Source organism: Spirosoma aureum (assembly GCF_011604685.1).
Classification (GTDB): Bacteria; Bacteroidota; Bacteroidia; order Cytophagales; family Spirosomataceae; genus Spirosoma; species Spirosoma aureum.
This window is the reverse complement of record NZ_CP050063.1, coordinates 1684041-1708583: the sequence shown is the minus strand read 5'-3', so window position 1 is coordinate 1708583 and position 24543 is coordinate 1684041. Positions and strand designations below refer to the sequence as shown.

Sequence of the window (24543 nt, the reverse complement as noted above, 5' to 3'; positions counted from 1 at the left end):
TAATAACAGAAGGTATGGAATCAATACGGGTGCATTTGCCAGAAGATTTGCGGATGAACGATGATGAGTTCTTTCGCTTTTGCCAGGACAATCCCGACCTGAAGTTTGAGCGTCGAAAAAACGGCGATATTGTTTTTATGGCGAACACAGGCGGAGAGACAGGTAATTATAATTTTGAATTAAGTGTCGATTTTGGTGTATGGAATCGACAGGTAAGGTTCGGCAAGTTCTTTGATTCGTCAACCGCGTTTCGGCTTTCCGATACATCCATCATGTCGCCGGATATTTCGGGCATTGCCCAGAATCGATGGGATGAATTAAATCCCGAACAGCGCCGTAAAATTGTAGCCCTCTGCCCTGATTTTATCCTGGAATTACGCTCCCCCAACGACCGCCTGAAGGATTGCTTTGAAAAAATGGAGGACTGGACGGCAAACGGCTGCCGATTAGGCTGGCTCATTGATCTGACAAATCAAATCACGTACATCTACCGGCCTAATCAGGAACGGCAGGAAATTGTCGGATTAGGGCAATTATCCGGAGAGGACGTACTGCCCGGCTTCTCATTGGATTTAGCAGCATTGACTGCCTGACGCATTACTACAACATGGTTTTGTCTTCGAGCCGTGCCACGGTTTGTTTGTGTACGATCAGTAACCGTGGCACGGCTCGAAGACAAAACCCTTACTAAATGAAAAGAGGTCGAATTGGCGAATATTATTTGTCAATTCGACCTCTTTTCATTTAGTAAGATTGAGGAAAGACTCATTCCTAACCTTCTTTTTGTATATTCGCCAACCTAACTGTAATTGTATTTTCGCTGAATGGATCGCTTCACCGGACTAATTGGTATTGTTTTAATTCTGGGCATTGCTTATGCTCTCTCCGACAACAGAAAATCAATAAACTACCGTACCGTCGGGGTTGGGCTTGCCCTTCAGTTCGGTTTGGCAGTTTTTGTACTAAAAACAGATATCGGGCAGCAACTCTTTCAGGGCCTGGGTTATTACGTAGACAGGCTTCTTCAAAAAGCCAATAAAGGCGCCGAGTTTGTCTTTTCCTCGCTCGTGAGGCCCGATGTTCTTAGTAAAGCCTTTGGCCCCGACAACAGCTTTATTTTCTTCTTCAAGGTTATTCCGACCATTATTTTTGTGGCCGTACTGGTCAATATTTTCTATCATTTAGGCATTATGCAGCGCATTGTGGCTGTAATGGCTAAAGCCATGAAGTGGCTCATGGGCGTTAGTGGAGCCGAAGCGTTATCGAACGTGGCCAGTACATTTGTCGGTCAGGTTGAAGCTCAAATCATGATCAAGCCGTACCTGAACGGAATGACCAATTCTGAACTACTGGCTTCCATGACAGGCTCGTTTGCCTGTATTGCAGGTGGTGTGCTGGCCGTTTATATTTCGCTTGGTGTTCCGGCCCCTTATCTGTTGGCAGCCAGCATTATGGCTGCGCCAGGCGCTTTGGTAATCAGTAAGATCGTGATGCCCGAAACGCAGGTATCGGAAACGCAGGGAACCGTAAAGGTCGAAATCAAAAAAACGCATGCGAACCTGCTCGATGCCATTGCTGCCGGAGCCAGTGAAGGACTAAAGGTGGGCTTCAACGTCATTGCCATGCTAATTGGCTTTATTGCCCTGATCGCCCTGATAGACAGCATTTTATTCCGGATAGGTTTCTATATTTTCAGCATGGACAACCTGAGCTTAAATCTTCTACTAGGTAAAGTATTTTCCCTATTTGCCTGGGCAATGGGTGTTCCGAATAAGGACATTGTGGCGGCAGGATCATTAATGGGCACTAAAATGGTGGTTAATGAATTCGTCGCTTATCTGGATTTGGTGAAAATTAAACAGACACTTGAGCCTAAAACAATCGCTATTGTGAGTTTTGCTCTTTGTGGATTTGCCAATTTCAGCTCAATTGCCATTCAGGTAGGCGGCATTGGCGAATTAGCTCCGTCGCGCCGGGGTGATCTGGCCAGAATTGGCTTCAAAGCCTTGATCTGTGGTACACTGGCAAGTTATATGTCGGCAACGCTCGCCGGTTTGCTGCTGTAATCCGTACGCATTTTATCAATGTAGATATTCATTCCTTTTAAGACAGGCTGCTTATAAAAATAGGCAGCCTGTTTATGTTTCAGAGGTTAGTTCCAGAGCAGTTGCAGTGCCACGGTTTTAGGTTAAGCTCGATTTAACCGTGGCACTGCAACCGATCCGGAAGAACAATTTGCGTTTGTGTAACCGGCTCAGTTTTTATAAATCGCACTGCCTTATGAGCTTCAGGGGCCTTTATAAAAATCAGACCTATACGTTTAGTTTTTTCTTGTTCTTCATTTCTTTCGCGACTATTCATGCCTAAAATGCTATATAACAACCTGTTTGATAACCCCTACATAAGTTTGCATCGCTACACCCAACAATGTTATTACCCAATATGGCATTAGAATTGGTTAACCAATAACTTAATAGATTTTGCTACCTTACGCGCCCCGGCAGCGCCATTTGAGTTGCTCATTGCCATTGACAACACGCCATGAATCAGCAAGACATTATTTCCTTCATCGAACAAAACGATATAAAAAAAATCAAATTCGCCTTTGCCGACATCGACGGTGTACTTCGGGGCAAAATCATTGGCCGACAAAAATTTCTGGATGGGCTGGCTGATGGTTACGGATTTTGTGATGTTGTCTGGGGCTGGGATTCATCCGATACGCCCTACGACAACGGACGCACAACCGGCTGGCATTCTGGCTATCCTGACGCTCCGGTCCGGCTCGATCTGGCTACGTTCCGGCAGGTTCCCTGGGAGGATGGAATCCCATTTTTTCTGGCCGACTTTAGTGCCGATGGCAACGGCAAACCGGATAGCGATTTAGCGGCCTGCCCTCGATCGTTACTGAAACGGATTGCTCACGATTGCCGTAAAATGGGCTTTCATGCCGAATATTCACAAGAATTTGAGTGGTTTAACTTTCGGGAAACTCCGCAGAGCCTGCAACAAAAAGATTTCCGGAATTTAGAACCACTAACGCCGGGCATGTTTGGCTATTCGATCCTGAGGCCTTCACTCGAAAGTGCTTTTTATCATGACCTGTTCGATCTGCTGGGCGAGTTCGATATACCGCTCGAAGGGCTCCATACGGAAACCGGACCGGGCGTATACGAAGCGGCTATCATGCACGATGAAGTTCTCAAAGCGGCCGATAAAGCTATTTTATTCAAAACAGCCGTTCGGGAAATTGCTTATCGACACGAGCTTGTTGCTACGTTCATGGCCAAATGGAATGCCGATCTACCCGGTTGCAGCGGCCACATCCACCAAAGTCTCTGGAATCCGGAACAAACCAAAAATCTGTTCTACGATCCGGCCCAGCCAAACTGCATGAGCGAGCTGATGCGTCAGTTCATTGCTGGCCAGTTGCATTGTCTGCCACACATAACACCCATGTTTGCACCGACCATAAACAGCTATAAACGGCTGGTAGAAGGTGCCTGGGCACCAACAACAGTAACCTGGTCGGTCGATAACCGGACAACGGCACTGCGGGTGCTGAACCGAACAGAGGCCTATACCCGCGTTGAACACCGGGTTTCGGGCTCTGACTCAAACCCGTATCTGGCCATAGCAGCAGCATTGGCTTCTGGTTTATACGGTATCCGGCATCAACTAACGCTCGACATACCAGCCTCCGTGGGCAATGGATACGCCGATAAAAAACACGGTGTTCTACCGGCTAATTTATCAGAAGCCACCCGAGCTATGGCAAATTCACCCATTGCATCTGAACTGTTTGGTCCTGAATTTGTTGACCATTTCACCCGTACACGCGACTGGGAGTGGCGGCAATATGTCAGCCAGGTCAGTGATTGGGAATTAAAACGATATTTCGAAATTATTTAACTGGTTTCAGTTCATGGTTTTCAGTTCACGGTTAATAGTCACCTATTAATCTACGAACAAGTGAAAATCATGAACTGAAAATTGCACCGGCAGCCCGGTGAAAACTTTTCATGCGTCTAGTCGATTACCCCACAATTATTAAAAAAGCTTGGGCCAGCTTCGATCCGTCGGTACAGATTGATACCATTACGGACATAAGTGCCAAGGTTTCTACAAATCACGTTTTCAAAGTTACGTTTGAAGATGGCGACAGTATCATTGCCAAACTCTCCTACTTTGGCAAGTATGAACACTTTGTAGAAGATCACCGCATTATCCACGCTCTCTCCAATAATCTACTCTATCCTTTTGAGAATGTACTGGCCAAATCGCTGGTACGTGATGGTCAGGTTTATACTTACCGGCATAAAGATGGTTTTGTGGATGCATGGGTTGTGTTTTATAATCCGATCCGAAGCCAATATAAGTTACCCCGGCGGCTGGAAGAACACCATATCCGAAAGCTTGGTAATCAGATCGCCAAGTTTCACAAAGCCTGTTCCCGCGTAAGTACGGTTCTGCCCAACTCGTCGAAAACGTTACGTTCCGATGTTTGGGACTTACTTGATTTGCTGGAAACGGAGGCTGGCCAGTATGAGCATCGGATGCATGTCGACGAACTAAAACGACAATGTAATCTCTTTCTGGAAAACCGGCAGAAACTGGTTGCCAAAACGGTTGAAACCATGCCTGTTTTTGTAGACTGGAACATCGGCAATTTCTCGGTAACCGACAACCTTGAGCTATATTCCCGCTGGGATTACGACTGGTTTCGGATCAGCTATCGAGTGATGGATTTTTATTTCTTCAGCCGGGTCGTTTCCAACGTCGGTGATCGAACCGTGTTCAGCTACGTCATAGGTCCACTGATGGAAGACCGCTTCATGCTGTTTTTGCAAGAGTATCATAAGGTTTATCCGCTGACAGAGAATGAAATACGCTTCCTGCCCGAAGCCTATCGCTTTTTCATCTTAAATTACGTCATTAAATACGGGCGGTATTTTTTCCATCGTACGTATGCCACCAAACTCCAGCGCGAAGCCTACCAACTCTATTTTCCCTCTATTGAAAAATTTGACGCGGAGAAAATCCTGAAAGCGCTGGGAATATGATGCCCGAATGCCCACCTCGCCCGACCTGTCAGTACTGATCGAACCCATCCGGCAAGGCAGCGAATCGGCTTTCCGGCAACTTTACGAAGCCACCAAAAGTCGTGTTTTCAATACGGCTCTTAGCTATGTGCACACTCGTGAAGATGCCGAAGAAATTACGCAGGATGTGTTTGTCGAGGTGTTTCAGGCGATTGGGGCATTTAAAGGTGATGCCACGATTACAACCTGGCTTTATCGGATTACGGTGAATAAATCGCTCGATTTTCTGAAGCAGAAAAAGCGCCAAAAGCGCTTTGCCTTTTTTACCAGTTTATTCGATCGTAGCACAGGCGAGGTGTTACACCATCCCACTGATTTTTTCCATCCGGGTATTGCTCTCGAAAATCAGGAGAATGCGGCCAAGTTGTTTAAGACGATCGATAAACTTCCCGACAAACAAAAAACGGCCTATATTCTAACAAGAATTGAAGGATTGAGTAATACTGAAGCAGCCAGCGTTATGGCTGTTAGTGTTGGCGCCGTAGAGTCGCTGTTGCAGCGGGCTACCGAAAATCTAAAAAAACACTTGGCTGGTTTTTATAAAACCCTACATAAGCCGTAGGAATCAAATCGATTTGTCGTCTGACCTTTGTATGGAACCTAAAAAAAAGAAATGGATCAACGATATACTGGCTAGTGCTGATGGGATTGAACGGGCAGAACCGGGCCCATTTCTGTACACCAGAATCCGGAATCGCCTGGCCACGTCAGTTGACTATGTACCGACCCGGACGGTATGGCTGACCATTGCCTCATTTACCCTCTTGCTGCTACTTAACTGGCGGGCAACAAGTCGGCTGTCAGAAAAAGCTTTTGACGATAACGCCGGGTTAAATGCGGTCATAACGGATATGCAACTCGACCCGACCGCCAACCAACCTTATAACCTATGGAGCGGACACAACTACTAACCTTTGCTGTTATTGGATTACTTCTACTTAATCTGCTTACGATAAGTTTTGTATGGCTCAAGCCCGATCAGTCATCTTCCCTTTCTCAAGGGCCACCACCCGAAGGCGATGGTCCGGCAAGGCTCATTATTGAGCGGCTGCATTTTGATACGCAACAGCAACAGCAATACCGTCAGCTGGTTCAGGAGCACCAACGGCAAACGCGGATTCTGAATCAGGAGTCGGTTCAATTATTCCGCGCTTATTATGGATTACTGGCATCTGCTCAACCCGATTCAGCACGAGCAAATACCCTTAGCAAGCAGATTGCCGACAATCAGCGGTCAATAGCCAAACTTAATTTTGCGCATTTCCAGCAAATAAAAGCCTTGTGCCGACCCGACCAGCAAGCCTATTTTACGAAACTGGTAGATGATCTGGCTCACTTGTTCGGCAGACGCCAACGCCCACCACGACCAAACGGTGATGGTCCGCGAGAAGTTCGCCCGGAAGGCCCGCCAGAAAATTTTCCATCGCGGCCGTAGGAATCGATTCGGTGATGTCGTCTAAGCAGCAAATGATCACCAATCGTATGAATCAATTACGACTAATCACCGCTTCGGGCGGATTGGCCCTTCTACTTGGCCTGATAACAGTTGTTGCCTGCCAGAAAAGCGACAACACGATTACGCCCACTACAACAACAGGAGCGACAAGTTCGACAACCGCAACAGGAACGACCACTAGCACCGTAGCTGTTGGCACGGGAGTGCCGGATGTGTACAAAAAGATTTACGGAGCCATGGAGATTTATGTGGAAGGAACAAACATTGTGATTAAAACAAAGGGGCGACCCGATCACAAGAGCCCGTATTACAAAGGCACGCAGTGGGAAAGCAGCCTTTACGAAGTCTACAATGGAACGAACACCAAATTCGGGGCCAATCCAAATACCATCAGCGAGTTCAGCCTGACCTTTAAAATACCGATGAACCCTCAGATAGATGCTTCTCATGCAGCAACACCACTGGGTTCGATCGGCGTGGCAGTAAATGGCGTGGCATTTTTTAATCAATACGCGGCCATGAGAGCGGCCCTTACCAATGAAATCAACGGATTCGATCAATATGGTGGGCATCCACAACAGCAGGGGCAATATCACTACCACGTCGAGCCGACCTACCTCACAAAGAACAAAGGTAAAGATGCGCTGCTCGGCTTCCTTCTGGATGGGTTTCCGGTTTATGGCCCTCAGGAAAACGGCAAAACCGTCACAAACGCTGATCTTGACAGCTATCATGGCCATACCCACGCCACTGCTGATTACCCCAATGGCATTTATCACTATCACATCACCGCCGAAGATCCCTATCTCAACGGCAGCGGCTTTTATGGCAAGGCAGGAACGGTTACTCAATAATACCTTATTGGTTGTAGGTTTGTTACTGAGCCTGTTCGGTTGTAGCTCGCGAGATCGTACGATTCCGGCTCAATTTATATCAGCAAACCTGCCGGGCTGGCAGCGGCATGAGGGCCAGTTATGGCTAAATGGTAAACCCTTCAGCGGCTGGCAATACCAACTCTGGCCAGATGGAGATACTTCGTTCGTCGGTGCCTTCTATGAGGGGAAAGCAGAAGGTTTGCATCGATATTGGTATGCCGATCAACGGCAAAAAGAAATCCGGCACTACCAGAATGGCTGGCAGGAAGGCGAGCAACGCGGCTGGTTCGAATCGGGAAAACCGGCGTTCGTCTATCATTTTCGAAACGATAGCTATGAAGGTCGCTGTCAGGAATGGTATCAAAGCGGCCAACCCGCTCAGGATAAGTATTATCAGGACGGGCAGGAAAGCGGCCCGCAAAAGATGTGGTTTGCCGAAGGTAATCTGAAGGCAAATTACGTGGCTCGCAATGGCCGGAATTATGGATTTACGGGTGTTAAAAACTGCGTCAATGTCTGGGATTCAATTGCTGTTTCGCATTAATAGCCTGTTATTTTTACTGGCAGGCCTGATCGGGTGCCGCCAGTCGGACGAAACAGCTGATCGCCAGCAGGCGTTGGTTTCGGAGCCAGTTCCGTACTACAACACACCTGACTTTACGCCGGTTTGGCTAACCAACCCGATTGATATTCAGCAGAAAATTACGCATCGCATCGCCGATTTCGCCTTCTACGACCAGACGAACAGGCTGTTTACGCAAGACTCCATTGCGAATAAGATTTATGTAGCGAATTTCTTTTTTACGGCCTGCCCCAGTATCTGCCCAAAGATGACCAATTTGCTAAAAGCCGTTCAGGACACCTTTCTGCATGAACCGAAAGTCGCTCTCGTATCATTCAGCGTTACGCCCTGGCTCGATTCGATTCCCCGGCTTCGCCAGTATGCAGCCAATAAGGGCATTATTTCGACCAAATGGCATCTATTGACTGGCGAACGCGGCAAACTATATGAGCTGGCCCGGCGCTCTTATTTTGCCGAAGAAGCGATCGGCTTTAGCAAAGATTCAACAGAGTTTCTGCATACCGAGCACCTGATTCTGGTCGATCAGAACCGCCGGATCAGGGGTTTTTATAATGGAACATTGCCGCTGGATGTCGATAAACTGATTGCCGACATGAATACCTTGCTGCGCGAATAGCAACTCGTTTTAATTGCCGCATTAAGGATAAACACCGATCAGGCGCTTAACTGCTTTTCGGAATGTAGTTGAAGGAGATCCACTTATTTAAACTCAAAATTGTAGGTCAAACTGGGGATTGGTGCTCCGAAAATGCTTAGCCGATACGGATTCGTGCCCTGGCCTTCTGTACGATAGAAAATCGAATACACATTCTTCCGACCATACAGGTTATACACGGTAAACGTCCAGTGGCTCTGCCAGCGCCGGTTTTTCATGCTGGGATTGTAAATGTTCCAAGCAAAATCCAGGCGGTGATAGTCAGGTAAGCGATACTGGTTACGCTCGTCATAATACGGATAGGTGCGACCCTGATAGCGAATAAACCCTTCGGGTGCTGTATAAGGTCGTCCTGTACTATAGGCGAAGTTAAACGAAAAACTGTGGTGTTTACCCTGATTGATCGTCAGGCTCATGTTCAAACTGTGAGGACGATCATAATTGGCGCGATACCAGTCACCATTATTGATCTGCTGCTGAAAATCAACCCCTTGATTGACCTGATTCAGCGTTCGCGAAAATGTATAATTGATCCAGCCTGTCAGTTCTCCTTTTTTCCGGGCAATCATCAACTCCAGCCCGTACGCTTTGCTGTGTCCAGGTAATAACTGCGTTTCGGGATAGGGTTGTAGCAGAAAGTCAGCGCCTGGCTTGTAATCCAGCACATGCTGCGTACTCCGCCAGTAGACCTCTGTCGATAGCTCAAAGATATTGTTCTTGAAATTCTGAAAATAACCGGCCGACCAGAGCTGGCTCACCTGAGGCTGAATATGAGCGTCGGACGTTTTCCAGCGAACAGTTGGCAACGGGGTCGTTGTATTCGTAATCACCTGTAAATACTGCCGCATCAGATTATAGCCCACTTTAATAGAGGCATTGGGCGTCAGCGAATAACGTAAGCCTAAGCGAGGTTCCAAACCGCCATATTGACTGGTCACCTGACCAGCTCCGTAACGAACCGAATCGACCACCGTTGTGGCATCGACCGATTCGCCACCGGCATACCGACGGACAACAGACGGCCCCAGGTTCAAAAAGTGCGAATAGCGTAACCCAACCGATACAGCCAGCCGATCTGATACACTGATCTCATCTTCGGCATGGATGGCTAGTTCCAGTGCGTTTTCATTTGGGGTTTTCTGATAGTTCACTGCCGGGCTACTATTGGGTATCAATTCGCCGGGGTTAAGTCGATACTGGATGCCACTAATGCCCACCTCCAGCTTCTGATTGGCCAGTTGATAATTCAGGTTTGACTTAATCTGGCGCTGCAGCAGCGATTGCTTCAGCACGACTTTGTTGTTGGTGCTATCTTCAATGGATAAAATTTCAGGAATGTATTGAGACACCAACGCCGTCGTTTGCAGATTCAGCCGGGGATTGAATTCATGAAACCAGCGCACCATTCCATTAGTCGTTTGCTGGGCGTATTGTGTAGCGGTCGAGTTCACATTGGCCAGACTGCCCAGCAAATTGGTCTGGAACAAATCCTGACTATAGTACCCCATAGCCGTAATGGTATTGCGGTCATTTACCCGCCAAAATAGTTTGGCCGTACCATCACCGAACTTAGCCCGAATATTTTCCAGTCGGGGCGAGACGAGCCGCAGCAGAAAGTCGTTAAATGCTCCGCGGCCTGACACCATCAGGGCCAGTTTGCCTTTGATTATGGGCGTCTCAACCGTCAGCCGATTGGAGACCAGACTAACACCACCGCTAAGCTTAAACTGGTTCAGGTCAGGATTACGCAGACTAATGTCGAGCACCGAGGCTGCCCGTCCGCCGTAGCGGGCGGGTACATTACCTTTGTACAGATCAAGCCCACCGACAGCATCGGGCGGAAAAACCGAAAACAGCCCGAACATATGGGTCGGATTGAAAATGGGCGTATCGTCGAGGAGGATCAGATTCTGATCAGTCGTGCCACCCCGAATGTTGACCCCATTGGCCGCTTCGCCTACGCTGGTTACACCGGGGAGCATTTGCAGACTACGTAAAATATCGACTTCACCTAGCGCTGCGGGCATCTTTTTAAGGGCAGGAATAGAAATCTGGCTAACGCCCAGAAGCGGTTGTCGTACATTTCGGTCGTAGCCTTTGCTCGTAACAACGACCTCTTCCAACTGGCTGGATACCGATGGCAAACGGACATCAAGTGTCTTATTTTCACGCAGATAAAGAGTTGTACGGAAAGGCACGTACCCGACGCTCCTAACCACGACGATGTGCTGCCCGGATCGGGCTTTTATCGAAAAATAACCCCGATCGTCAGTGTAGGTACCGGTCGTATTTTTCTCATAATCGAGCACAACCGCAGCCCGCACCACGGGTTGCATGCTGGCCGAATCGCGAACAATACCGGAAAGCGTATAGGTAACCTGAGCGTTTACAGCAGATACAGATAAAATCAGCAGGATGACAACAGGTAGTAGTCGGCTCATGAAAAGAAAAGTAAACGAATGATTGCAACTACGTCTGAAGCTATTTATATAGGCCTTTCGTTACGAGCCGTGCCACGGTTACTGATGATGTTCCTAATAACCGTGGCACGGCTCGTAACGAAAGGCCTACTATAAAAGGATCTATCTCCAAATTCTAATTGATTAGATCCTATCTTATTATCGATCAAAAAAATCCAACTAAATTACTATCATGATTTTCGCAGAGAGTGGTGTCTCGGTTATCGATAACTTTGATGCAAACCGTGGCACTGTTCCATCCGAAAATCCTGTACTCCTTTAACTAATCATGCGTTTCCCGCATATTCTTTTTTGCATTGGCTTGTTGGTTGTTGGTTTGCTGGCGGCCTGCGTAGATCCGGCAGACATTATGATCAATGCATCAGTTAATGTGCTGGTCGTCGATGGCACCATTACGAATCTACCAGAACCTCAGATCATTCGGCTCAATCGATCGAAAGCCGACCCTGTTACCGGGCGCTTTGGTACGACTCCCATCACCAAAGCTACCGTTGAAGTAGTTGTGGATTCGGTACAGGTAATCGCTTGTCACGAAACCGTAGATGGCAGCTATCAGTTGCCAAGCGACTTTCGGGGACAGATCAATCATAGTTACCAACTTCGGTTTATGCTCAGTGACGGCACTCGCTACGTATCTACCCGGCAAACTATGCAGGCCGTTCCGCCAATCAACAGCGTATCGGCGCAATTCAGTCTGACGAGTTTACCTGTCGAGTTGCAGCTGGCAGGCCAATTCCGGGCGGGGCACAATCTTTTTATCGGCTTTAATGACCCGGCGAACCAGCATAACTACTACCGTTGGGAATGGGTTTTGTGGGAAAAGCAAAGCTGGTGCCGGAGCTGTCAACAGGGGGTTTATGCGGTTAATAACATCCTTCCCCATACCTACAAAGACCGCCTGTTTTATGTGTCAGGGAATGACACGTACGAAGATTGTTTCGTGCCGATCAATTACAACGAAGCAGCCCAGCCTCCCTTTCCGAGTGGCCTCTATGTCTATGATTATCCCTGTCGGACCCAGTGTTGGGAAATTCTCTATAGTAGCTCCATCAATGTGTTCGATGATCAGTTTAGCAATGGAGGTCAGATTCGGGGGCGTAAAGTGGCTCAAATCCCTTATTATGATAGCACCGCGTGTCTGGTCGAAATTCGCCAGTTAGCCCTGACGCCGAAAGCATATTCGTATTTTAAACTCTTTCAGGATCAAACTCAATCAACGGGCGGGCTAGCCGACACACCGCCTTCTGCGCCGGTCGGAAATATCCTGAACGCAGGTGATCCGGGCGAGCACGTTGTGGGTTATTTTACCGCTTCGGGTGTCTCGACTGTTCGCTATTGGCTGGATCGTAAAGACGCGAAAGGATTACCATTTGGCGAAACCGATCCAGCGGGCCCCTCAAAGCAGAAAGATGCTGAACTGTTTTACGCCCTTAGGTTGCGACAACCGATTCCAGAACCCATTTATCCTTACCCCAACATTCGGGTTTTAGGCGGTCCACAGCGGCCGCCAACTGCCCTTTGCGTGCCCAGCGATAGTCGAACCCCCTATAAGCCCGAAGGTTGGCGGGAATAGCTAAAGCCAGCTTCTGGTTGTACTCCACAAATAGTCCATCAGGGAGTTTCTGGGTCTTCTCAAGTTGGCTTTCCACGCTTATTCGTAGTCGGACTTTTTGAGGTTCTATCTGCCCTTCTTCTCGATCTTTTCAAATAGGGTTATTGGTAGCCATGAAGTTGTTTGCCTTTTTGTCTGACCTTCAAATTTCAATAGTAGGCGAGCGTCTCTAACTTTTTCAGTTAAAATTCACTTTGTTCAAAGAATTGAATGAATTTATCAATCTCTTCTTGAGGTACTTCATTTTTAGAAGCAATTGTAAAATAAAAATTTGTTGAACTAGGAGATTTTTCTGATCCCCAACTGAATCCATAACTATCAATCATAATATCTTGGATTCGCTTACTGGAAACGATTTTATTCAAAACTGACAGTTGGTCATCAGTTATATCCATCCAACATAGAGAGGCTGCTTTTTCTGAGTCATTTGCATGCCTCATAGTTTTAAAGCTCTTCATGATTTAAGTGTTTATTCTCTTGGTATACCGGATTTAAATTGTTTTCCCTTAAGTTGCGACAACCGATTCCAGAACCCATTTATCCTTACCCCAACATTCGGGTTTTAGGCGGTCCACAGCGGCCGCCAACTGCCCTTTGCGTGCCCAGCGATAGCCGAACACCCTATAAGCCCGAAGGCTGGCGGGATTAACAACTGCTCAAATTGTACCGCTGTCAATGGCTCCAACAGCTTTGTTGGCCAGTTCAACAATCATCGGCAGGATTTTGCCGAATCGCTCATCTTTGCTGTAACCCTGTTTCCAGCGAGCATAGATCTGCTGAGCGATCACGGCATTTTTATACAGACCGAACACGTAATAGAACAGCATATTCGATAGGTCACGCCCACTGCGCCGGGCATATCGTTCAGCAACTTCCTGCCGGGTCAGATTACCGGGTAACCAGGTCAGATTGAAGTTTTTATAAGCCGGGCTATCCGTTACTTCCGACCAGTAAGCCAGTGTTGCTCCTAAGTCCATGAGCGGATCGCCAACGGTAGCCATTTCCCAGTCTAATACACCCCGAATGTGAGCTGTTGGTTCTCCCGTAACATCATCTGGAGCCAGCAGGACGTTATCATACTTATAATCATTGTGTAAAAATGCCGGAACTTGCTCGACAGGATAGTTCCTGGGCAACCACGCTCCTACTGCATCCATTGCCGGGATCGTGTCGGTCTGGGCAGTATGGTATCGTTTGAGCCAGCCTTCAACCTGACGTTGCACGTATCCTTCGGGTTTCCCTAACTGGATCAGTCCGGTACGGTGAATGTCCAGCGCATGAATATCGACCAGATTATCGACTAATGATTCCGATAGCTGGCGCATGCGTTCGGGAGCAAGATTCAGCATTGGCGCCATCGACGCCCGAAGAATGATTCCCTGCACGCGCTCCATGATGTAGAACGGGGCACCCAAAACGTCGTCGGTTTCGCCATAAACGACCGGATTGGGAATCCGGTCGTAGTGACCTGTCAATAAGGACAATACACGAAACTCGCGACCCATATCATGACCGCCTTTGATGTTGGCGCCAAACGGTGGCCGACGAAGCACATACTCACTACTGGCCGTTTTAAGCGAATAGGTCAGATTGGAAAAACCACCGGGAAATTGCCGAACCTCCACCACCTCGCCCATAGCTGGTGCGTATTCGCGTAGGTACGTATTAAGAGCGGATAGATCAAGTTCTTCGCCCGAACGAACAGAGCGCGGAGCATCGGGAGTAATCATTAATGAGGATGTTGGATTTAGGATGGTTGAACCTTGCGAGTAAGTCCATTAACGCGAATCCCTCAAAAATCTACAATTGTTCAGCAGTCATCATCCGGCGGAACTCCTGCAATTCGCGGGCTTTCTGCTTAACATCCAGCCCGTATTTCTTTAAAATACTTATCGCCAGACTCTGCTTGTGGACTTCATCAGCTCCATCCCAGATGCGGGCGCCCCGTTCATGACGGTACATAGCCGCCAAAACCGTATCATCCGTGACGCCCAGAGCGCCGTGCACCTGTATAGCGCGATCGAGCACACGCAGAAATGCGTTGGCCACGTAAAACTTGATGGCCGAAACGGCATCGCGAACAGCAGCAACGCCAACCGTGTCGATCATGTGGGCAGTATTGAGTACGTACAAGCGACTGGCATCAATTTCGGCGCGGCTTTCGGCAATAAAATCCTGAATAAATTGTTTCTCGCCCAGCATCATCCCCTCTTCGATTTCACGGGAAGCTGCACGTTTACACATCAAATCCATCGCTTTTTCGGCATTGCCGATCCAGCGCATACAATGATGAATCCGGCCGGGACCGAGTCGTTCCTGCGCCAGCCTGAAACCCATTCCTTCACCCCCAATCAGGTTGGTGATGGGTACGCGACAATCGGTATACGATACCTCGGCGTGACTGAACCAGCCTTGTCCTGCTTCACCAAAAACGGGAATGTTTCGCTCTATTTTGAAACCCGGCGTATCGGTCGGCACGATGATCATGCTCGCACGCTGGTGTGGAACGGCATCGGGGTTCGTAACCACCATGGCAATGGCAAAAGTGGCTCCATCTGCCGAAGATGTGAACCATTTACGCCCATTAATGACATAGTCGTTGCCATCACGATCGGCCATTGTAGCCAGTCGGGTAGGATTTGAGCCCGCGAATTCAGGCTCGGTCATGGAAAAACAACTTCGGATTTTGCCATCCATAAGCGGCTTTAAATACCGCTCTTTTAGTTCGGGCGATGCGAATTTGTGAAGCAGTTCGGTATTGCCAATATCCGGAGCCTGGCAACCGAACACATAATGCCCGAAGAATGGGGCATGAGCCAGTTGTTCGCTAATCTGCCCAAATTCGCAGAGCGTCAGACCATGCCCTGCCTCCTCTTTGGAGAGATGCAACCCCCAGAGTCCGGCGGCTTTGACTTTATCCCGCTTCTGGTCGAGTATCGGGATCAATTCGCCAAGGGCGTGATGCGAAAAACCGTCTTCAAGAGGAATCAGTTCGTTATGAACAAAGTCACGGACCTGTGTCAGCAACGGCCGGACACGGTCAGTAGTGAATATCGTTTCCATTCGGGTTATCGGTCTAGGCAATCAGCAAACCGAGCAATCAGTATGCTGCGTCAGACACTAAGGTAATTGTTCCCGAACGAAGGGACAAATTGGCGGATAGGGAGAGACGGGTGTAGAGTTCTGGAACTAATTCACGGTTGGGCAATAGCAAGTCATTTGTGAGTAGTCGTTTTTTATAGTATCTGTCTGGTTACTTCTTCCGTTACTGTGTCAAAAATTAGCAGACCTTCATTTTTGTCGTCAAGTTGCCCAGCTAATTGCCCTTGTTTTGTCCAAGCAGAACTCAAGCCGACACTCATAAAATTATCGCAAAACCCGACACAATTTGACATTAATACGGGCATTGAATAGTTCCTGGCAACTTCAGGATAATGGATCATGGCCTTATTCACGCCATTTTGTGATTTGGCAACGCTCGCTACGTAAATGTCTGCACCAAGTTTACTGGCCTGGTCAGCGTGATCGGGCTGCAAACTTTCATAGCAAATAGCAGGTGCAATCCTGACATTTTCGACGGTCAACATAATTTGTTGATTGCCATTTTCGAAATAGGGAAGTTCGTCGGAATGAAGCTGCTGTTTTGAGTAAGTCTGCCTGGGTTTTCCAGGCTGAAAAATGATCATGCTTATTTGAATGCCCGTTTTCGTTTTTGTCGGAGCACCAAGTCCAATGGTAATTTTAGTTGTATCGCTAATTTGCTGAAAGTCATCAAGCCTTCTATCATCTTGATTTATCGCTAACTCTTTGGCTAATTCAGGTTCATAACTGGTCAAAGAAAGCTCCGGGAAGAAAATTACCGTTGCCTTACACGAAGTAGCAAGGTCAATTAACTGTTTGTGTCTCTTGATATTACCGGAAATATTTCCTTTGATTTGTCTAGTCTGCGCGACACTAATTTTCATTGCATTGTCTGTCAAGATCATAGCGAACGTACCAAAACAAAACCGGGCGGTGAATACAAATATGCACATCGCATTTCGTATTCACCGCCCGGCTTATCAACAACGGTACTACTTATTTCAACAACTCTGCCAGTGTCCAGACCTGCCCATTTTTGATCGTGTATTTCACGTTCATGGTATCCCGGATTTTGGTGAGTGGGTCGCCATCAACGGCAATTAGATCGGCGATTTTACCCACTTCAATGCTGCCAACATCCTTACCTACACCAGCTGCTTCCGCCGACCAGAGTGTGGCTCCCCGCAACGTCTCGAACGGTGTCACGCCACCCTCAACCCAGTTCTGTAGCTCGATCTGTAAGCTCAGTCCATACGGAATCAGGGGCGAATCCGTTCCCGGTGTTACACGACCACCGGCAGCAATGAACTTCTTCACATTTCCGGCCAGTGTCTTGAAATTTTCGACTGCGCCGGGCATCATCCGACGCATGGTCTGTTGCTGGGCCATCATATTGGTCCGGTATTTCTCATCATAGAAATGCATGTATGGCGCATAGCTGAACAGGGCCGTATCGCGTCGGGTCTGGTAGCCGAAGCCACCCTGCAAACTTGTTGTTGGGGTCATGTTCATCCCCGATTTAGCAATCAGGTTCAGTACATCGCCATAGATGTGATTGGTAGACGTGAGTTTAGGCGAGAACCCCCGGCGGCTTGTAGCCGATGAATGTTCGACTCCATCGATGTTGTATTTTACGGCCGGATACAGCTCATGCGACGTTACAGGAATGCCAATCTGATGCGCCAGATCGGCGGCCAATTGCTGTAACCGGTCAGGGAGTCGAACATAGCACTTCAGGAGATCATAGTCAAGCCGTTTGGCCCGGTCGAGTTCCATGCGCAATTGTGCCTCACTGCGGATACTGGTCGCCAGACCGTAATAAAGCCGGTAGCCTTCATTGAGTGTTCCGGTATAAAACGAGCGCGGCCCCGGCCGGATACCCGCATCCCAGGCTTCGCGCCGTTCGAGTGCATCATACGGATCGGCGCCCGTTTCGCGAATGCTCGTAATGCCGTGACTGAGCCAGATACGCCCTTGCTTTTCCCCCGCCAGAATACTCTGGTGCGTATGCATTTCCCAGAGACCGGGCATAACCGTCAGCTTAGACGCATCGATCAGTTTGCCCGTTCGCCCGGCTTTATGCGGCTCAATTGCCTGAATACGACTTCCTTTCAATACAATGTCAACGTTTTCACGGTACGCATTGGTTTTTCCATCGAACAGCTTTCCGGCATGAATAATGGTCTGATCAGTAGGCAATTTCGCCTGATACGTGAAATTTAGCGGAATGATGCTAACCCGATTGGTGGTAATATCCAGTTGCTTCAACGTATCGACTGCCAGATAAACCAATGTCTTCGAGTCGGCGGTCCAACTCATGTTATCAGCCAGCGTCTTTGTCCGTTGAACAGGCGATCCGGTCTGTTTTCCATCGGCAGTGACCGGCAATGTCCACAACACACCATCGAGCACGTAAGCCATCCAGTGACCATCCGGCGACCAGGCAGGACCACTGCGACCACGGAAACTGATGGTTTGCCCCGATGAATCAGGTTTCAGTTCGAGTGCGCTACCACTGCCTCCACTGGGGATAACCAAAAACTGGTTTAATCCCTCCCGAAAACGGCTGGAATAGACATCCAGTGCAGAAACGGCAATCTGTTTCCCATCGGGCGACCAGCTTGGCACACCGGGGCCAAACAACGCGTCGTGAATCTTTTTGGGCACAGGTGTAGGCTGATCTTCCGATGGCGGCACATCAAGCGTATGCAACACACTCCGACCAAAGGCAGCCCGGTCGAGCATAAAAAAGGCAATGTGTTTGCTATCGGGTGAGAATACGGGCGTACTAATTTCTTCCGTTCCGTTGGTCAACTGGCGATCCTGACCAGTTTTCAAATCTCTGGCCCACAGATTGATACTACCAGAACGATCGGACACAAACACCAGAAATCGGCCATCGGGCGAGAATGTTGGATCAGCCTCAATGAAGGCATCGTCCGTTAGCTTTTTAGGCGTAGGATTACCAATATCCAGCCAGTACAGATCGCCAAGTGCCGAAAACGCAATGGACTTCCCGTCGGGCGAGACTACCGGAGCCCGGATGCCTTTAACAGGTCGTGGCTTCGCGTTATCGAGCAGGTACGTTTTGCGGGTATAAGGCTTGCGCTGTAATGCCAGCGTTGCCTGCCAGGTGACCTTGTCGGTACGGGCGAAATCAGCCGTTTTGTGTTTAATGCCACCATCGGCTGTGTACCAGATAGAACCGTCCGTTGCTACCGAAGGTCGGAAAGGAAATACATCTTCGCCAGTGGCCGAGATGACTTTCGGTTCACTATCGGGTTTCAGGTCTTTAACAATCAATGCGGTTTTGCCAGTTTCAGCCGTCTGCACAATGAGTGACTGTCCGTTCAGTGACCAGGCTGGTGGCCCGAGTGTAGCGGCTGTTTTCCAGGCCAGTGTTTCCTTACCACCCTCCCAGACATAAAGTCCTGATGCATCGGGGCGGGTAGCTACGTAGGCAATCCGTTTGCCGTCCGACGAGTAGGATGGTGCATATTCGTTGCCTGCATTGTCGGTGAGTTGTTTGAGTTCTCCGGTTTTGAGTGTCAGTTCAAACACGTTGTAATTACCACCGTGATCTGACGAAAAAATCAACTTACTACCATCCGGCGAATAGGATGGTTCACGGTTATCAAATTCCCCCTTTGTGTGTTTCTGCAAGTCTGAACCATCGGGTTTGACGCTGTAGATATGGAACGTTCCATCGCGAAACGACGAGTAAACAATACGTTTACTATCCGGCGACCACGCAGGCTGCCGGGCATCATCCCGAAAATCGGTCAAGGCACGAGCTGTTCCACCTTTGGCAGGCATCAGCCAGATAGTACCCTGAAGATCAACAACAATGGACTGTCCATTGGGCGAAAGCGCAGCCGACATGTTGGTACCTTCTGTGACGGTGATCCGCAACGAATCAGGCTGGGCCAGAGCCGAAGTGGCTCCCGACAGGATCAACGCAAAAAACAGCAGCAACTTGGCAAACTCAAAACAGGTCTTCATAAGCATAGTGAGTTAGCAGTAAAAAAAGGAAGGCAATAAATTCGTATCAGGCAGCTGGATGCTGTCTGCAAGAAGAGATAGTACTCAATTAATTAGCTGACTACAAACTAGTTAATCAGGCAGTAGTTTTATTTCACACCAGCTGGCGGATTCAGATAGCGAGTGAGAAATTTATAAATCTCTTCGCGCGATTCGCGAGCCAGTTTCGTATCGAGTCGGTTGAAACTATGTCCACCCGGTGCATCCTGATAAATTTTGTATTCGAACTTTTTTTCGTGGGCTTTCAGGGCATTGATCAGCGATTCGACTTCCAGCACATTCACATCTTCGTCGTTGGTATTGGTATGAATCAGCAGGGGTGTTTTGAGCTTCTGTGCGTTCCAGACCGGCGACCGGCGACGATATTCGGCTACATTGTCGGAAGGATCTTTACCAATGTGAGTCGCAGCTGAGAAGATCGTCCGATACTGCTGCGGTTTATAGCCAAGCCGGGCAATGATGTCGCTGACGGGCACACCGGCATAGGCCACTTTATAATCTTCGGGATGATCGAAAATATTCATGAGCGAAATCATTCCGCCGTGGCTCCAGCCAATAATACCAACGCGGTCGGCGTCTACCTGCGGCATGTTTTCAACTGCCCATCGTTTTCCGGCCAGCACATCGTCGTTTTCGTAGTCACCGTAGTCGATCTGGTTGTAAAATCCACCGCCATAACCAACGCTACCCCGGTATTCAGGCGCAACGATCAGGTAGCCCTGATCCAGTAACTCCCGCACAACATGGGCATATAAAGTACCAAAATCACCATGAACCCCATCGTGAACGAAAACCAGTAAGGGCAGTTTCTTAGACGTTGCGTACTTTTTGGGAATAAACGTATAAGCCGGAATAATGACCGGATTGCTGGCACCCTGACCTGTCGGATTTTTGATTACATGCGGGGGTTTGCTGGTATAGCGTACTTTATCGATAATCGCAACATCGCCAAGTTTTTGATACCAGAGCAGGTCGTCAATATTCTTATTCAATACCTGATCTGAATAACGTAGATTCTCTTCCAGTTGCCGAACGCGTTCGTTTAAATCGGGAGCGGCAGGGGTTGGTGTAGCGGTGGGCGGTGTAGTTTGTCCAGCAGCCACAAATGATATACAGACAAAAAGAAGTAAATAGAGTTGACGCATAGAGAAATAACAAATTGCAGGTAACGAGTGGGTATAAATTTACGGGCAGGAAATTCCCAAAAATTCACTAATCAGATCAGTTTTCGCAGCTTTAGCGCCAGCGAGTCTGCTTTATATCGTCCTTGCATGGTCAGCGTGCTATCGTTGAGAAATGTATAATTAACCCGCATCGAATCAGCCGAATCTCCCTTTTCGTTTGGGAAGCCGATGCGAATGATTTTAGCGGTTTCGTCGATCTTGTAATTGCCCCGCAAATCCCGCTTTTGAAACTTGTCGGGATGGTATTTGAATAGGCAGCCGTACCGCCATTCAAAATACACTTTCGACCAGACCGAATCCTGATAAGCCGATGGCACAACGACTTGGTCATTTCGGGCAATGCTTTCGATTTTCCAGACCCCATTTAATTTCGTTTTAGGCTGGAAGCCATCACGCAGGGCACCAATGCGCCAGAACGCAAACCCAATCACCAAAACCCGTATGACATTCAGCAGAACGGTCCGGCCATTTAGACTCACTTTTTCCTGATACGACAGGAACGCCAGCCTAAGCCTGTCATAATCCAGAAAGAGCAGAAAAAACAGCAGGAATGTATAGTGAAGGGCGTTGTAATAAGCCAGTGGAGAGATTTCATAAAAATGGTCAATCAGATCAATGTTGACCATTACGGGGAGCAAGACAAATACGCCGATCAGCCGCGTTTGTCGGAAGAGTAACAGAATGCACCCTATAATCTGAGTCCAGCCCAGAATGTAGGCCATCGTTTGCGAGTAACCGTAATAGGTCCAGGTCAGCCAGAAACCGTTGAGGTCACCAATGGGTGTTTCAAGAATGTAGTTAGGCGGCTGAAACTGGGTTTTCAGAATTTTAGCGGCTCCATAGCCTGTAATTGCATAGGCAACGTAAAACGCAATGATCGTCTGAAACAGTCCATGCAGCTTCTCACCCTTGCCGCTGCGCTGCCAGCTAAAGGCAATAAGAAAGCTAATCAGCAGCACGCCAGCCAGAGCAAGCCACAGTTTAGCCCAGTCGGAGGTTACCTCAAACTGCCAGCGTGAGGTAACCTCCGACACCTGCATTATCCCGATCAGTACCAGAAGCAGGCAAAGAGTCTCCGAAAACTTAAGCCAGAAACCACGGGCGGCCAACATAAAAGAGGAAGATTATCGACGCAATTTAAAGTATATAAATTCAAAATACACAAAACAAAGTACAACCAAAATCATTAATCGTCAATTATTTATTCTTTATCTTTTGTTTTTCATACTTGCATTATCAAACTATTGAGCGGTTATAATCAGGAGCTTCATATCTATTCGTTTACTGCATCGTTCTGACTAGTTCAGTCAGATTATTTTCCAGACTGATACCTACTAATTAAAACATGGCATTGATAGCTGAATCAACCCACTTTACCGACAAATACGTGCACAGGTTGTGAGCTGGTCACTATTATTTTGACAGAGCATCTTATCAAAATGATAGGTTTTAGCTGCCCGCCTGGCATAGCAACTTTTTGTTAATTAATTGAAATACAGCAACATAAATACTCACTTATAATCATGGCACGGAATTATTAGCATAGGTTGGCAGTACGTTAATAATCATTGCTATGAATGATGTCATTAGTAAATCTGATTTGCTCAATCTATTGATCAATCGGATACCGGAAGCCCGGCAGGAATTTATGGTCTTACCCAATGAGACCAGCGTCTATACGATCTTACATAAACTATGTGAGGTAACATCGCTTCTGGCGCACCAGAATAAATTCAGAGCCCTGAAGCGATGTTTGCTGGCTGCTGAAGAGTTACTGAAAGACGGCGACAAACAGGTCAGTAACGCAGTTTGCTCGGTCTACATTTATCGGCTGGCTATGTTGATGGATAAACGCGATACCCGAGCTGACATAATTCATTACTTATTACCCCGTGCCCTGCGTACTGAATATCATCGTCAACTCAACACCTGTCTTCCATAAGGTTCAGGCGAGTAGCAGCTTTATAAGGCTCTTAGTATGGAAACGGACATAACGATTACCGTGGCATCAAAAGTGCACCTGATCCACGTCGATTCAATCTGCCGCACAATAGCGGAAAGCGCTCAGGCAAGAGGTACGGGCATTGCCGGGCGTTCTGCCTCCTATCTGCGGCAGAAAATGCTGGATGGAAAAGCAATTATTGCAACGTTGAAAAACGGACAATGGGCTGGATTTGCTTATCTAGACGTCTGGGAGAATGGACAGTTTGTTTCTCATTCCGGTCTCATTGTGGCACCCGATTTTCGTCGACACGGGGTTGCTCAGCAGATTAAACGAGCGCTCTTTAGCTTAAGTCGTGGCCTTTTTCCAAAAGCTAAACTGTTTAGCATCACGACCGGCCAGGCTGTTATGAACCTCAACAGCCAGTTAGGATTTCGGCCTGTGGCCTTTAGCGAATTACCACAGGATGAACGCTTCTGGAATCAATGCTCATCTTGCAAAAACTGTGATATTCTGGCCCGTACTGGCCGAAAATATTGTCTCTGTACGGGAATGTTATACGAACCTGTCTCTTCAGAAAAAGCCGGGTAAGTCTGGAAACATCCCATGCCACTTATCGTAACCATAAAAGCCTGGCCTGTCAGTGTTTACTATAGAATTACCCGCCCTGCGTACACGACCGGAAGCCATTGCCGAATAAACTCTTCAACAATGGCTTCTGGTCGTTCAGCATTATTATTTTACGAAAAAGTTATCAATACCGAATGGCCCAATAGGGATTGCGGTGAGCGGTCATACTTTCGGCAATATGCTGGCGGATAAGCTCATCGTAGGCGACATCGTTAATTTTCTTACCCTTGAGCTTGGGCAGCTTCAGTTCGTCGGGTGTTAGTTTTCTGAACGTCACGTTTGTAGCTTCAATGACAACATCACCATCGTTCAGATTCAATTCTAGAATAAGCCCCGGTAAACCATTGTAACGCTCTGGACCTGCCGAGACGGGAATATCCTGCGCAAACCAGGCCGTAATTTTCTGCTTTTTAATGGGATCTTCTGATTCAGCCCTCATGCATATATACCCGGCAATATCTTTGATCTGATTGCCTATTTTCCAAACGGGTGTATGTAGTGAATCGTCAATGACGTAGGTCTTCCCCAGCATTTCTACGACGTCGGTTTTCTGTTCTTTGGCGAAATTTCGGTATAGAAGTAACTCCTGATTCCGCCATGTATATCGACCATCATCTGTACTTCCCATCTCGTTGACATAGGTATACAGGCTTGCATCCTGATTGAATGTCAGTTTCATTTTCTCCTTATTCTCCTCGTCATTCTTCCAGGTCTGAGCAATACGGTCTTTTTGTTCCTGACTCAGGTACGTCATCCGGGAGTAAATCTTTGTCCAGTACGTTTTCCGTTCGTAGGTAACAACGCCTTCTGTTTGCTGGGCTACTGCCGATACGCTCATCAGCAGTACAATAAACATTATTAATTTTTTCATATCTAAAAGATAGCCAATCCATTAACTACAA

At 47.9% G+C, this 24543-nt stretch carries 23 protein-coding genes; 14 read left to right on the top strand and 9 right to left on the bottom strand.

The features are described from left to right. Nucleotides 1-14: 14 nt before the first annotated feature. The 10 genes from G8759_RS06905 to G8759_RS06860 all read left to right on the top strand — a co-directional run bounded on the left by G8759_RS06905 (nucleotide 15) and on the right by G8759_RS06860 (nucleotide 8632). Nucleotides 15-593 carry a Uma2 family endonuclease gene (locus tag G8759_RS06905; protein WP_167206461.1) on the top strand — a complete coding sequence of 193 codons (579 nt, stop codon included), beginning with the start codon at nucleotides 15-17 and terminating at the stop codon, nucleotides 591-593. 231 nt (nucleotides 594-824) lie between these two features. Next, nucleotides 825-2066, top strand: a complete 1242-nt coding sequence (locus tag G8759_RS06900; RefSeq protein ID WP_162387510.1) for a NupC/NupG family nucleoside CNT transporter — start codon at nucleotides 825-827, stop codon at nucleotides 2064-2066. Between the two features lie 475 nt (nucleotides 2067-2541). After that, nucleotides 2542-3912, top strand: a complete 1371-nt coding sequence (locus G8759_RS06895; RefSeq protein ID WP_167206459.1) for a glutamine synthetase family protein — start codon at nucleotides 2542-2544, stop codon at nucleotides 3910-3912. A gap of 110 nt (nucleotides 3913-4022) precedes the next feature. Continuing rightward, the gene (locus G8759_RS06890; protein WP_162387508.1) at nucleotides 4023-5063 is read left to right on the top strand and encodes an aminoglycoside phosphotransferase/kinase family protein; all 1041 of its coding nucleotides are present in this window, start codon (nucleotides 4023-4025) and stop codon (nucleotides 5061-5063) included. Nucleotides 5064-5070: 7 nt separating this feature from the next. After that, complete coding sequence (locus tag G8759_RS06885; protein WP_167206457.1) at nucleotides 5071-5664, top strand: RNA polymerase sigma factor; 594 nt, start codon at nucleotides 5071-5073, stop codon at nucleotides 5662-5664. 31 nt (nucleotides 5665-5695) lie between these two features. Then, nucleotides 5696-6013 (top strand): hypothetical protein, encoded by a 318-nt coding sequence (locus G8759_RS06880; protein ID WP_167206455.1) that lies wholly within the window; start codon nucleotides 5696-5698, stop codon nucleotides 6011-6013. Then, nucleotides 5992-6537 (top strand): periplasmic heavy metal sensor, encoded by a 546-nt coding sequence (locus tag G8759_RS06875; protein ID WP_167206453.1) that lies wholly within the window; start codon nucleotides 5992-5994, stop codon nucleotides 6535-6537. The genes G8759_RS06880 and G8759_RS06875 overlap by 22 nt, the downstream gene beginning before the upstream one ends. Nucleotides 6538-6584: 47 nt before the next feature. Then, nucleotides 6585-7412: a YHYH protein gene (locus G8759_RS06870; RefSeq protein WP_167206451.1), complete on the top strand. Its 828-nt coding sequence runs from the start codon at nucleotides 6585-6587 to the stop codon at nucleotides 7410-7412. Further along, a complete protein-coding gene (locus tag G8759_RS06865; protein WP_167206449.1) occupies nucleotides 7384-7977 on the top strand; it encodes a toxin-antitoxin system YwqK family antitoxin in 594 nt (197 codons plus the stop codon). Before G8759_RS06870 ends, G8759_RS06865 begins: the two co-directional genes overlap by 29 nt. Next, nucleotides 7946-8632: an SCO family protein gene (locus tag G8759_RS06860; RefSeq protein WP_167206447.1), complete on the top strand. Its 687-nt coding sequence runs from the start codon at nucleotides 7946-7948 to the stop codon at nucleotides 8630-8632. Before G8759_RS06865 ends, G8759_RS06860 begins: the two co-directional genes overlap by 32 nt. Nucleotides 8633-8715: 83 nt before the next feature. On the opposite strand, the gene G8759_RS06855 is transcribed toward G8759_RS06860, so the two are convergent. Then, entirely contained in the window at nucleotides 8716-11112 is a 2397-nt protein-coding gene (locus tag G8759_RS06855) for a TonB-dependent receptor (protein WP_167206445.1), read from the bottom strand. 307 nt (nucleotides 11113-11419) lie between these two features. Between G8759_RS06855 and G8759_RS06850 the strand changes: the two genes are divergently transcribed. Continuing rightward, nucleotides 11420-12724 carry a DUF4249 domain-containing protein gene (locus G8759_RS06850; protein WP_167206443.1) on the top strand — a complete coding sequence of 435 codons (1305 nt, stop codon included), beginning with the start codon at nucleotides 11420-11422 and terminating at the stop codon, nucleotides 12722-12724. Between the two features lie 221 nt (nucleotides 12725-12945). Here G8759_RS06850 and G8759_RS06845 read toward each other — a convergent pair whose 3' ends face one another. After that, nucleotides 12946-13221, bottom strand: a complete 276-nt coding sequence (locus tag G8759_RS06845; RefSeq protein ID WP_167206441.1) for a hypothetical protein — start codon at nucleotides 13219-13221, stop codon at nucleotides 12946-12948. A gap of 53 nt (nucleotides 13222-13274) precedes the next feature. Between G8759_RS06845 and G8759_RS06840 the strand changes: the two genes are divergently transcribed. Further along, nucleotides 13275-13412, top strand: coding sequence for a hypothetical protein (locus G8759_RS06840; RefSeq protein ID WP_197933101.1), 138 nt, complete (start codon nucleotides 13275-13277; stop codon nucleotides 13410-13412). A 7-nt stretch (nucleotides 13413-13419) separates the two neighbouring features. On the opposite strand, the gene G8759_RS06835 is transcribed toward G8759_RS06840, so the two are convergent. The 6 genes from G8759_RS06835 to G8759_RS06810 form a co-directional block, all read right to left on the bottom strand. After that, on the bottom strand, nucleotides 13420-14493 hold the full coding sequence (locus G8759_RS06835; protein WP_167206439.1) for a phosphotransferase family protein: 1074 nt from the start codon (nucleotides 14491-14493) through the stop codon (nucleotides 13420-13422). A 70-nt stretch (nucleotides 14494-14563) separates the two neighbouring features. Continuing rightward, a complete protein-coding gene (locus G8759_RS06830; protein WP_167206437.1) occupies nucleotides 14564-15826 on the bottom strand; it encodes an acyl-CoA dehydrogenase family protein in 1263 nt (420 codons plus the stop codon). A gap of 173 nt (nucleotides 15827-15999) precedes the next feature. Beyond that, the gene (locus tag G8759_RS06825; protein ID WP_232074156.1) at nucleotides 16000-16749 is read right to left on the bottom strand and encodes a carbon-nitrogen hydrolase family protein; all 750 of its coding nucleotides are present in this window, start codon (nucleotides 16747-16749) and stop codon (nucleotides 16000-16002) included. Between the two features lie 91 nt (nucleotides 16750-16840). Continuing rightward, nucleotides 16841-19846 (bottom strand): DPP IV N-terminal domain-containing protein, encoded by a 3006-nt coding sequence (locus G8759_RS06820; RefSeq protein ID WP_167206435.1) that lies wholly within the window; start codon nucleotides 19844-19846, stop codon nucleotides 16841-16843. 128 nt (nucleotides 19847-19974) lie between these two features. Beyond that, nucleotides 19975-21030 (bottom strand): alpha/beta hydrolase family protein, encoded by a 1056-nt coding sequence (locus tag G8759_RS06815; RefSeq protein WP_167206433.1) that lies wholly within the window; start codon nucleotides 21028-21030, stop codon nucleotides 19975-19977. Between the two features lie 71 nt (nucleotides 21031-21101). Continuing rightward, nucleotides 21102-22181: a hypothetical protein gene (locus G8759_RS06810; protein ID WP_167206431.1), complete on the bottom strand. Its 1080-nt coding sequence runs from the start codon at nucleotides 22179-22181 to the stop codon at nucleotides 21102-21104. Nucleotides 22182-22642: 461 nt separating this feature from the next. On the opposite strand from G8759_RS06810, the gene G8759_RS06805 reads away from it, so the two are divergent. Both G8759_RS06805 and G8759_RS06800 read left to right on the top strand, forming a co-directional pair. After that, nucleotides 22643-23011 (top strand): DUF7674 family protein, encoded by a 369-nt coding sequence (locus G8759_RS06805; RefSeq protein WP_167206429.1) that lies wholly within the window; start codon nucleotides 22643-22645, stop codon nucleotides 23009-23011. A gap of 36 nt (nucleotides 23012-23047) precedes the next feature. Further along, on the top strand, nucleotides 23048-23602 hold the full coding sequence (locus G8759_RS06800) for a GNAT family N-acetyltransferase (RefSeq protein WP_167206426.1): 555 nt from the start codon (nucleotides 23048-23050) through the stop codon (nucleotides 23600-23602). A 163-nt stretch (nucleotides 23603-23765) separates the two neighbouring features. Here G8759_RS06800 and G8759_RS06795 read toward each other — a convergent pair whose 3' ends face one another. Beyond that, on the bottom strand, nucleotides 23766-24512 hold the full coding sequence (locus tag G8759_RS06795) for a GLPGLI family protein (protein WP_167206424.1): 747 nt from the start codon (nucleotides 24510-24512) through the stop codon (nucleotides 23766-23768). Nucleotides 24513-24543: the final 31 nt, after the last annotated feature.

Excerpts from the sequence above, each read along its gene's own strand:
- G8759_RS06905 (WP_167206461.1), top strand. The coding sequence starts at position 15 with ATGGAATCAATACGGGTGCATTTGCCAGAAGATTTGCGGATGAACGAT.
- G8759_RS06900 (WP_162387510.1), top strand. The coding sequence starts at position 825 with ATGGATCGCTTCACCGGACTAATTGGTATTGTTTTAATTCTGGGCATT.
- G8759_RS06895 (WP_167206459.1), top strand. The coding sequence starts at position 2,542 with ATGAATCAGCAAGACATTATTTCCTTCATCGAACAAAACGATATAAAA.
- G8759_RS06890 (WP_162387508.1), top strand. The coding sequence starts at position 4,023 with ATGCGTCTAGTCGATTACCCCACAATTATTAAAAAAGCTTGGGCCAGC.
- G8759_RS06885 (WP_167206457.1), top strand. The coding sequence starts at position 5,071 with ATGCCCACCTCGCCCGACCTGTCAGTACTGATCGAACCCATCCGGCAA.
- G8759_RS06880 (WP_167206455.1), top strand. The coding sequence starts at position 5,696 with ATGGAACCTAAAAAAAAGAAATGGATCAACGATATACTGGCTAGTGCT.
- G8759_RS06875 (WP_167206453.1), top strand. The coding sequence starts at position 5,992 with ATGGAGCGGACACAACTACTAACCTTTGCTGTTATTGGATTACTTCTA.
- G8759_RS06870 (WP_167206451.1), top strand. The coding sequence starts at position 6,585 with ATGAATCAATTACGACTAATCACCGCTTCGGGCGGATTGGCCCTTCTA.
- G8759_RS06865 (WP_167206449.1), top strand. The coding sequence starts at position 7,384 with ATGGCAAGGCAGGAACGGTTACTCAATAATACCTTATTGGTTGTAGGT.
- G8759_RS06860 (WP_167206447.1), top strand. The coding sequence starts at position 7,946 with ATGTCTGGGATTCAATTGCTGTTTCGCATTAATAGCCTGTTATTTTTA.
- G8759_RS06855 (WP_167206445.1), bottom strand. The coding sequence starts at position 11,112 with ATGAGCCGACTACTACCTGTTGTCATCCTGCTGATTTTATCTGTATCT.
- G8759_RS06850 (WP_167206443.1), top strand. The coding sequence starts at position 11,420 with ATGCGTTTCCCGCATATTCTTTTTTGCATTGGCTTGTTGGTTGTTGGT.
- G8759_RS06845 (WP_167206441.1), bottom strand. The coding sequence starts at position 13,221 with ATGAAGAGCTTTAAAACTATGAGGCATGCAAATGACTCAGAAAAAGCA.
- G8759_RS06835 (WP_167206439.1), bottom strand. The coding sequence starts at position 14,493 with ATGATTACTCCCGATGCTCCGCGCTCTGTTCGTTCGGGCGAAGAACTT.
- G8759_RS06830 (WP_167206437.1), bottom strand. The coding sequence starts at position 15,826 with ATGGAAACGATATTCACTACTGACCGTGTCCGGCCGTTGCTGACACAG.
- G8759_RS06825 (WP_232074156.1), bottom strand. The coding sequence starts at position 16,749 with ATGATCTTGACAGACAATGCAATGAAAATTAGTGTCGCGCAGACTAGA.
- G8759_RS06820 (WP_167206435.1), bottom strand. The coding sequence starts at position 19,846 with ATGAAGACCTGTTTTGAGTTTGCCAAGTTGCTGCTGTTTTTTGCGTTG.
- G8759_RS06815 (WP_167206433.1), bottom strand. The coding sequence starts at position 21,030 with ATGCGTCAACTCTATTTACTTCTTTTTGTCTGTATATCATTTGTGGCT.
- G8759_RS06810 (WP_167206431.1), bottom strand. The coding sequence starts at position 22,181 with ATGTTGGCCGCCCGTGGTTTCTGGCTTAAGTTTTCGGAGACTCTTTGC.
- G8759_RS06805 (WP_167206429.1), top strand. The coding sequence starts at position 22,643 with ATGAATGATGTCATTAGTAAATCTGATTTGCTCAATCTATTGATCAAT.
- G8759_RS06800 (WP_167206426.1), top strand. The coding sequence starts at position 23,048 with ATGGAAACGGACATAACGATTACCGTGGCATCAAAAGTGCACCTGATC.
- G8759_RS06795 (WP_167206424.1), bottom strand. The coding sequence starts at position 24,512 with ATGAAAAAATTAATAATGTTTATTGTACTGCTGATGAGCGTATCGGCA.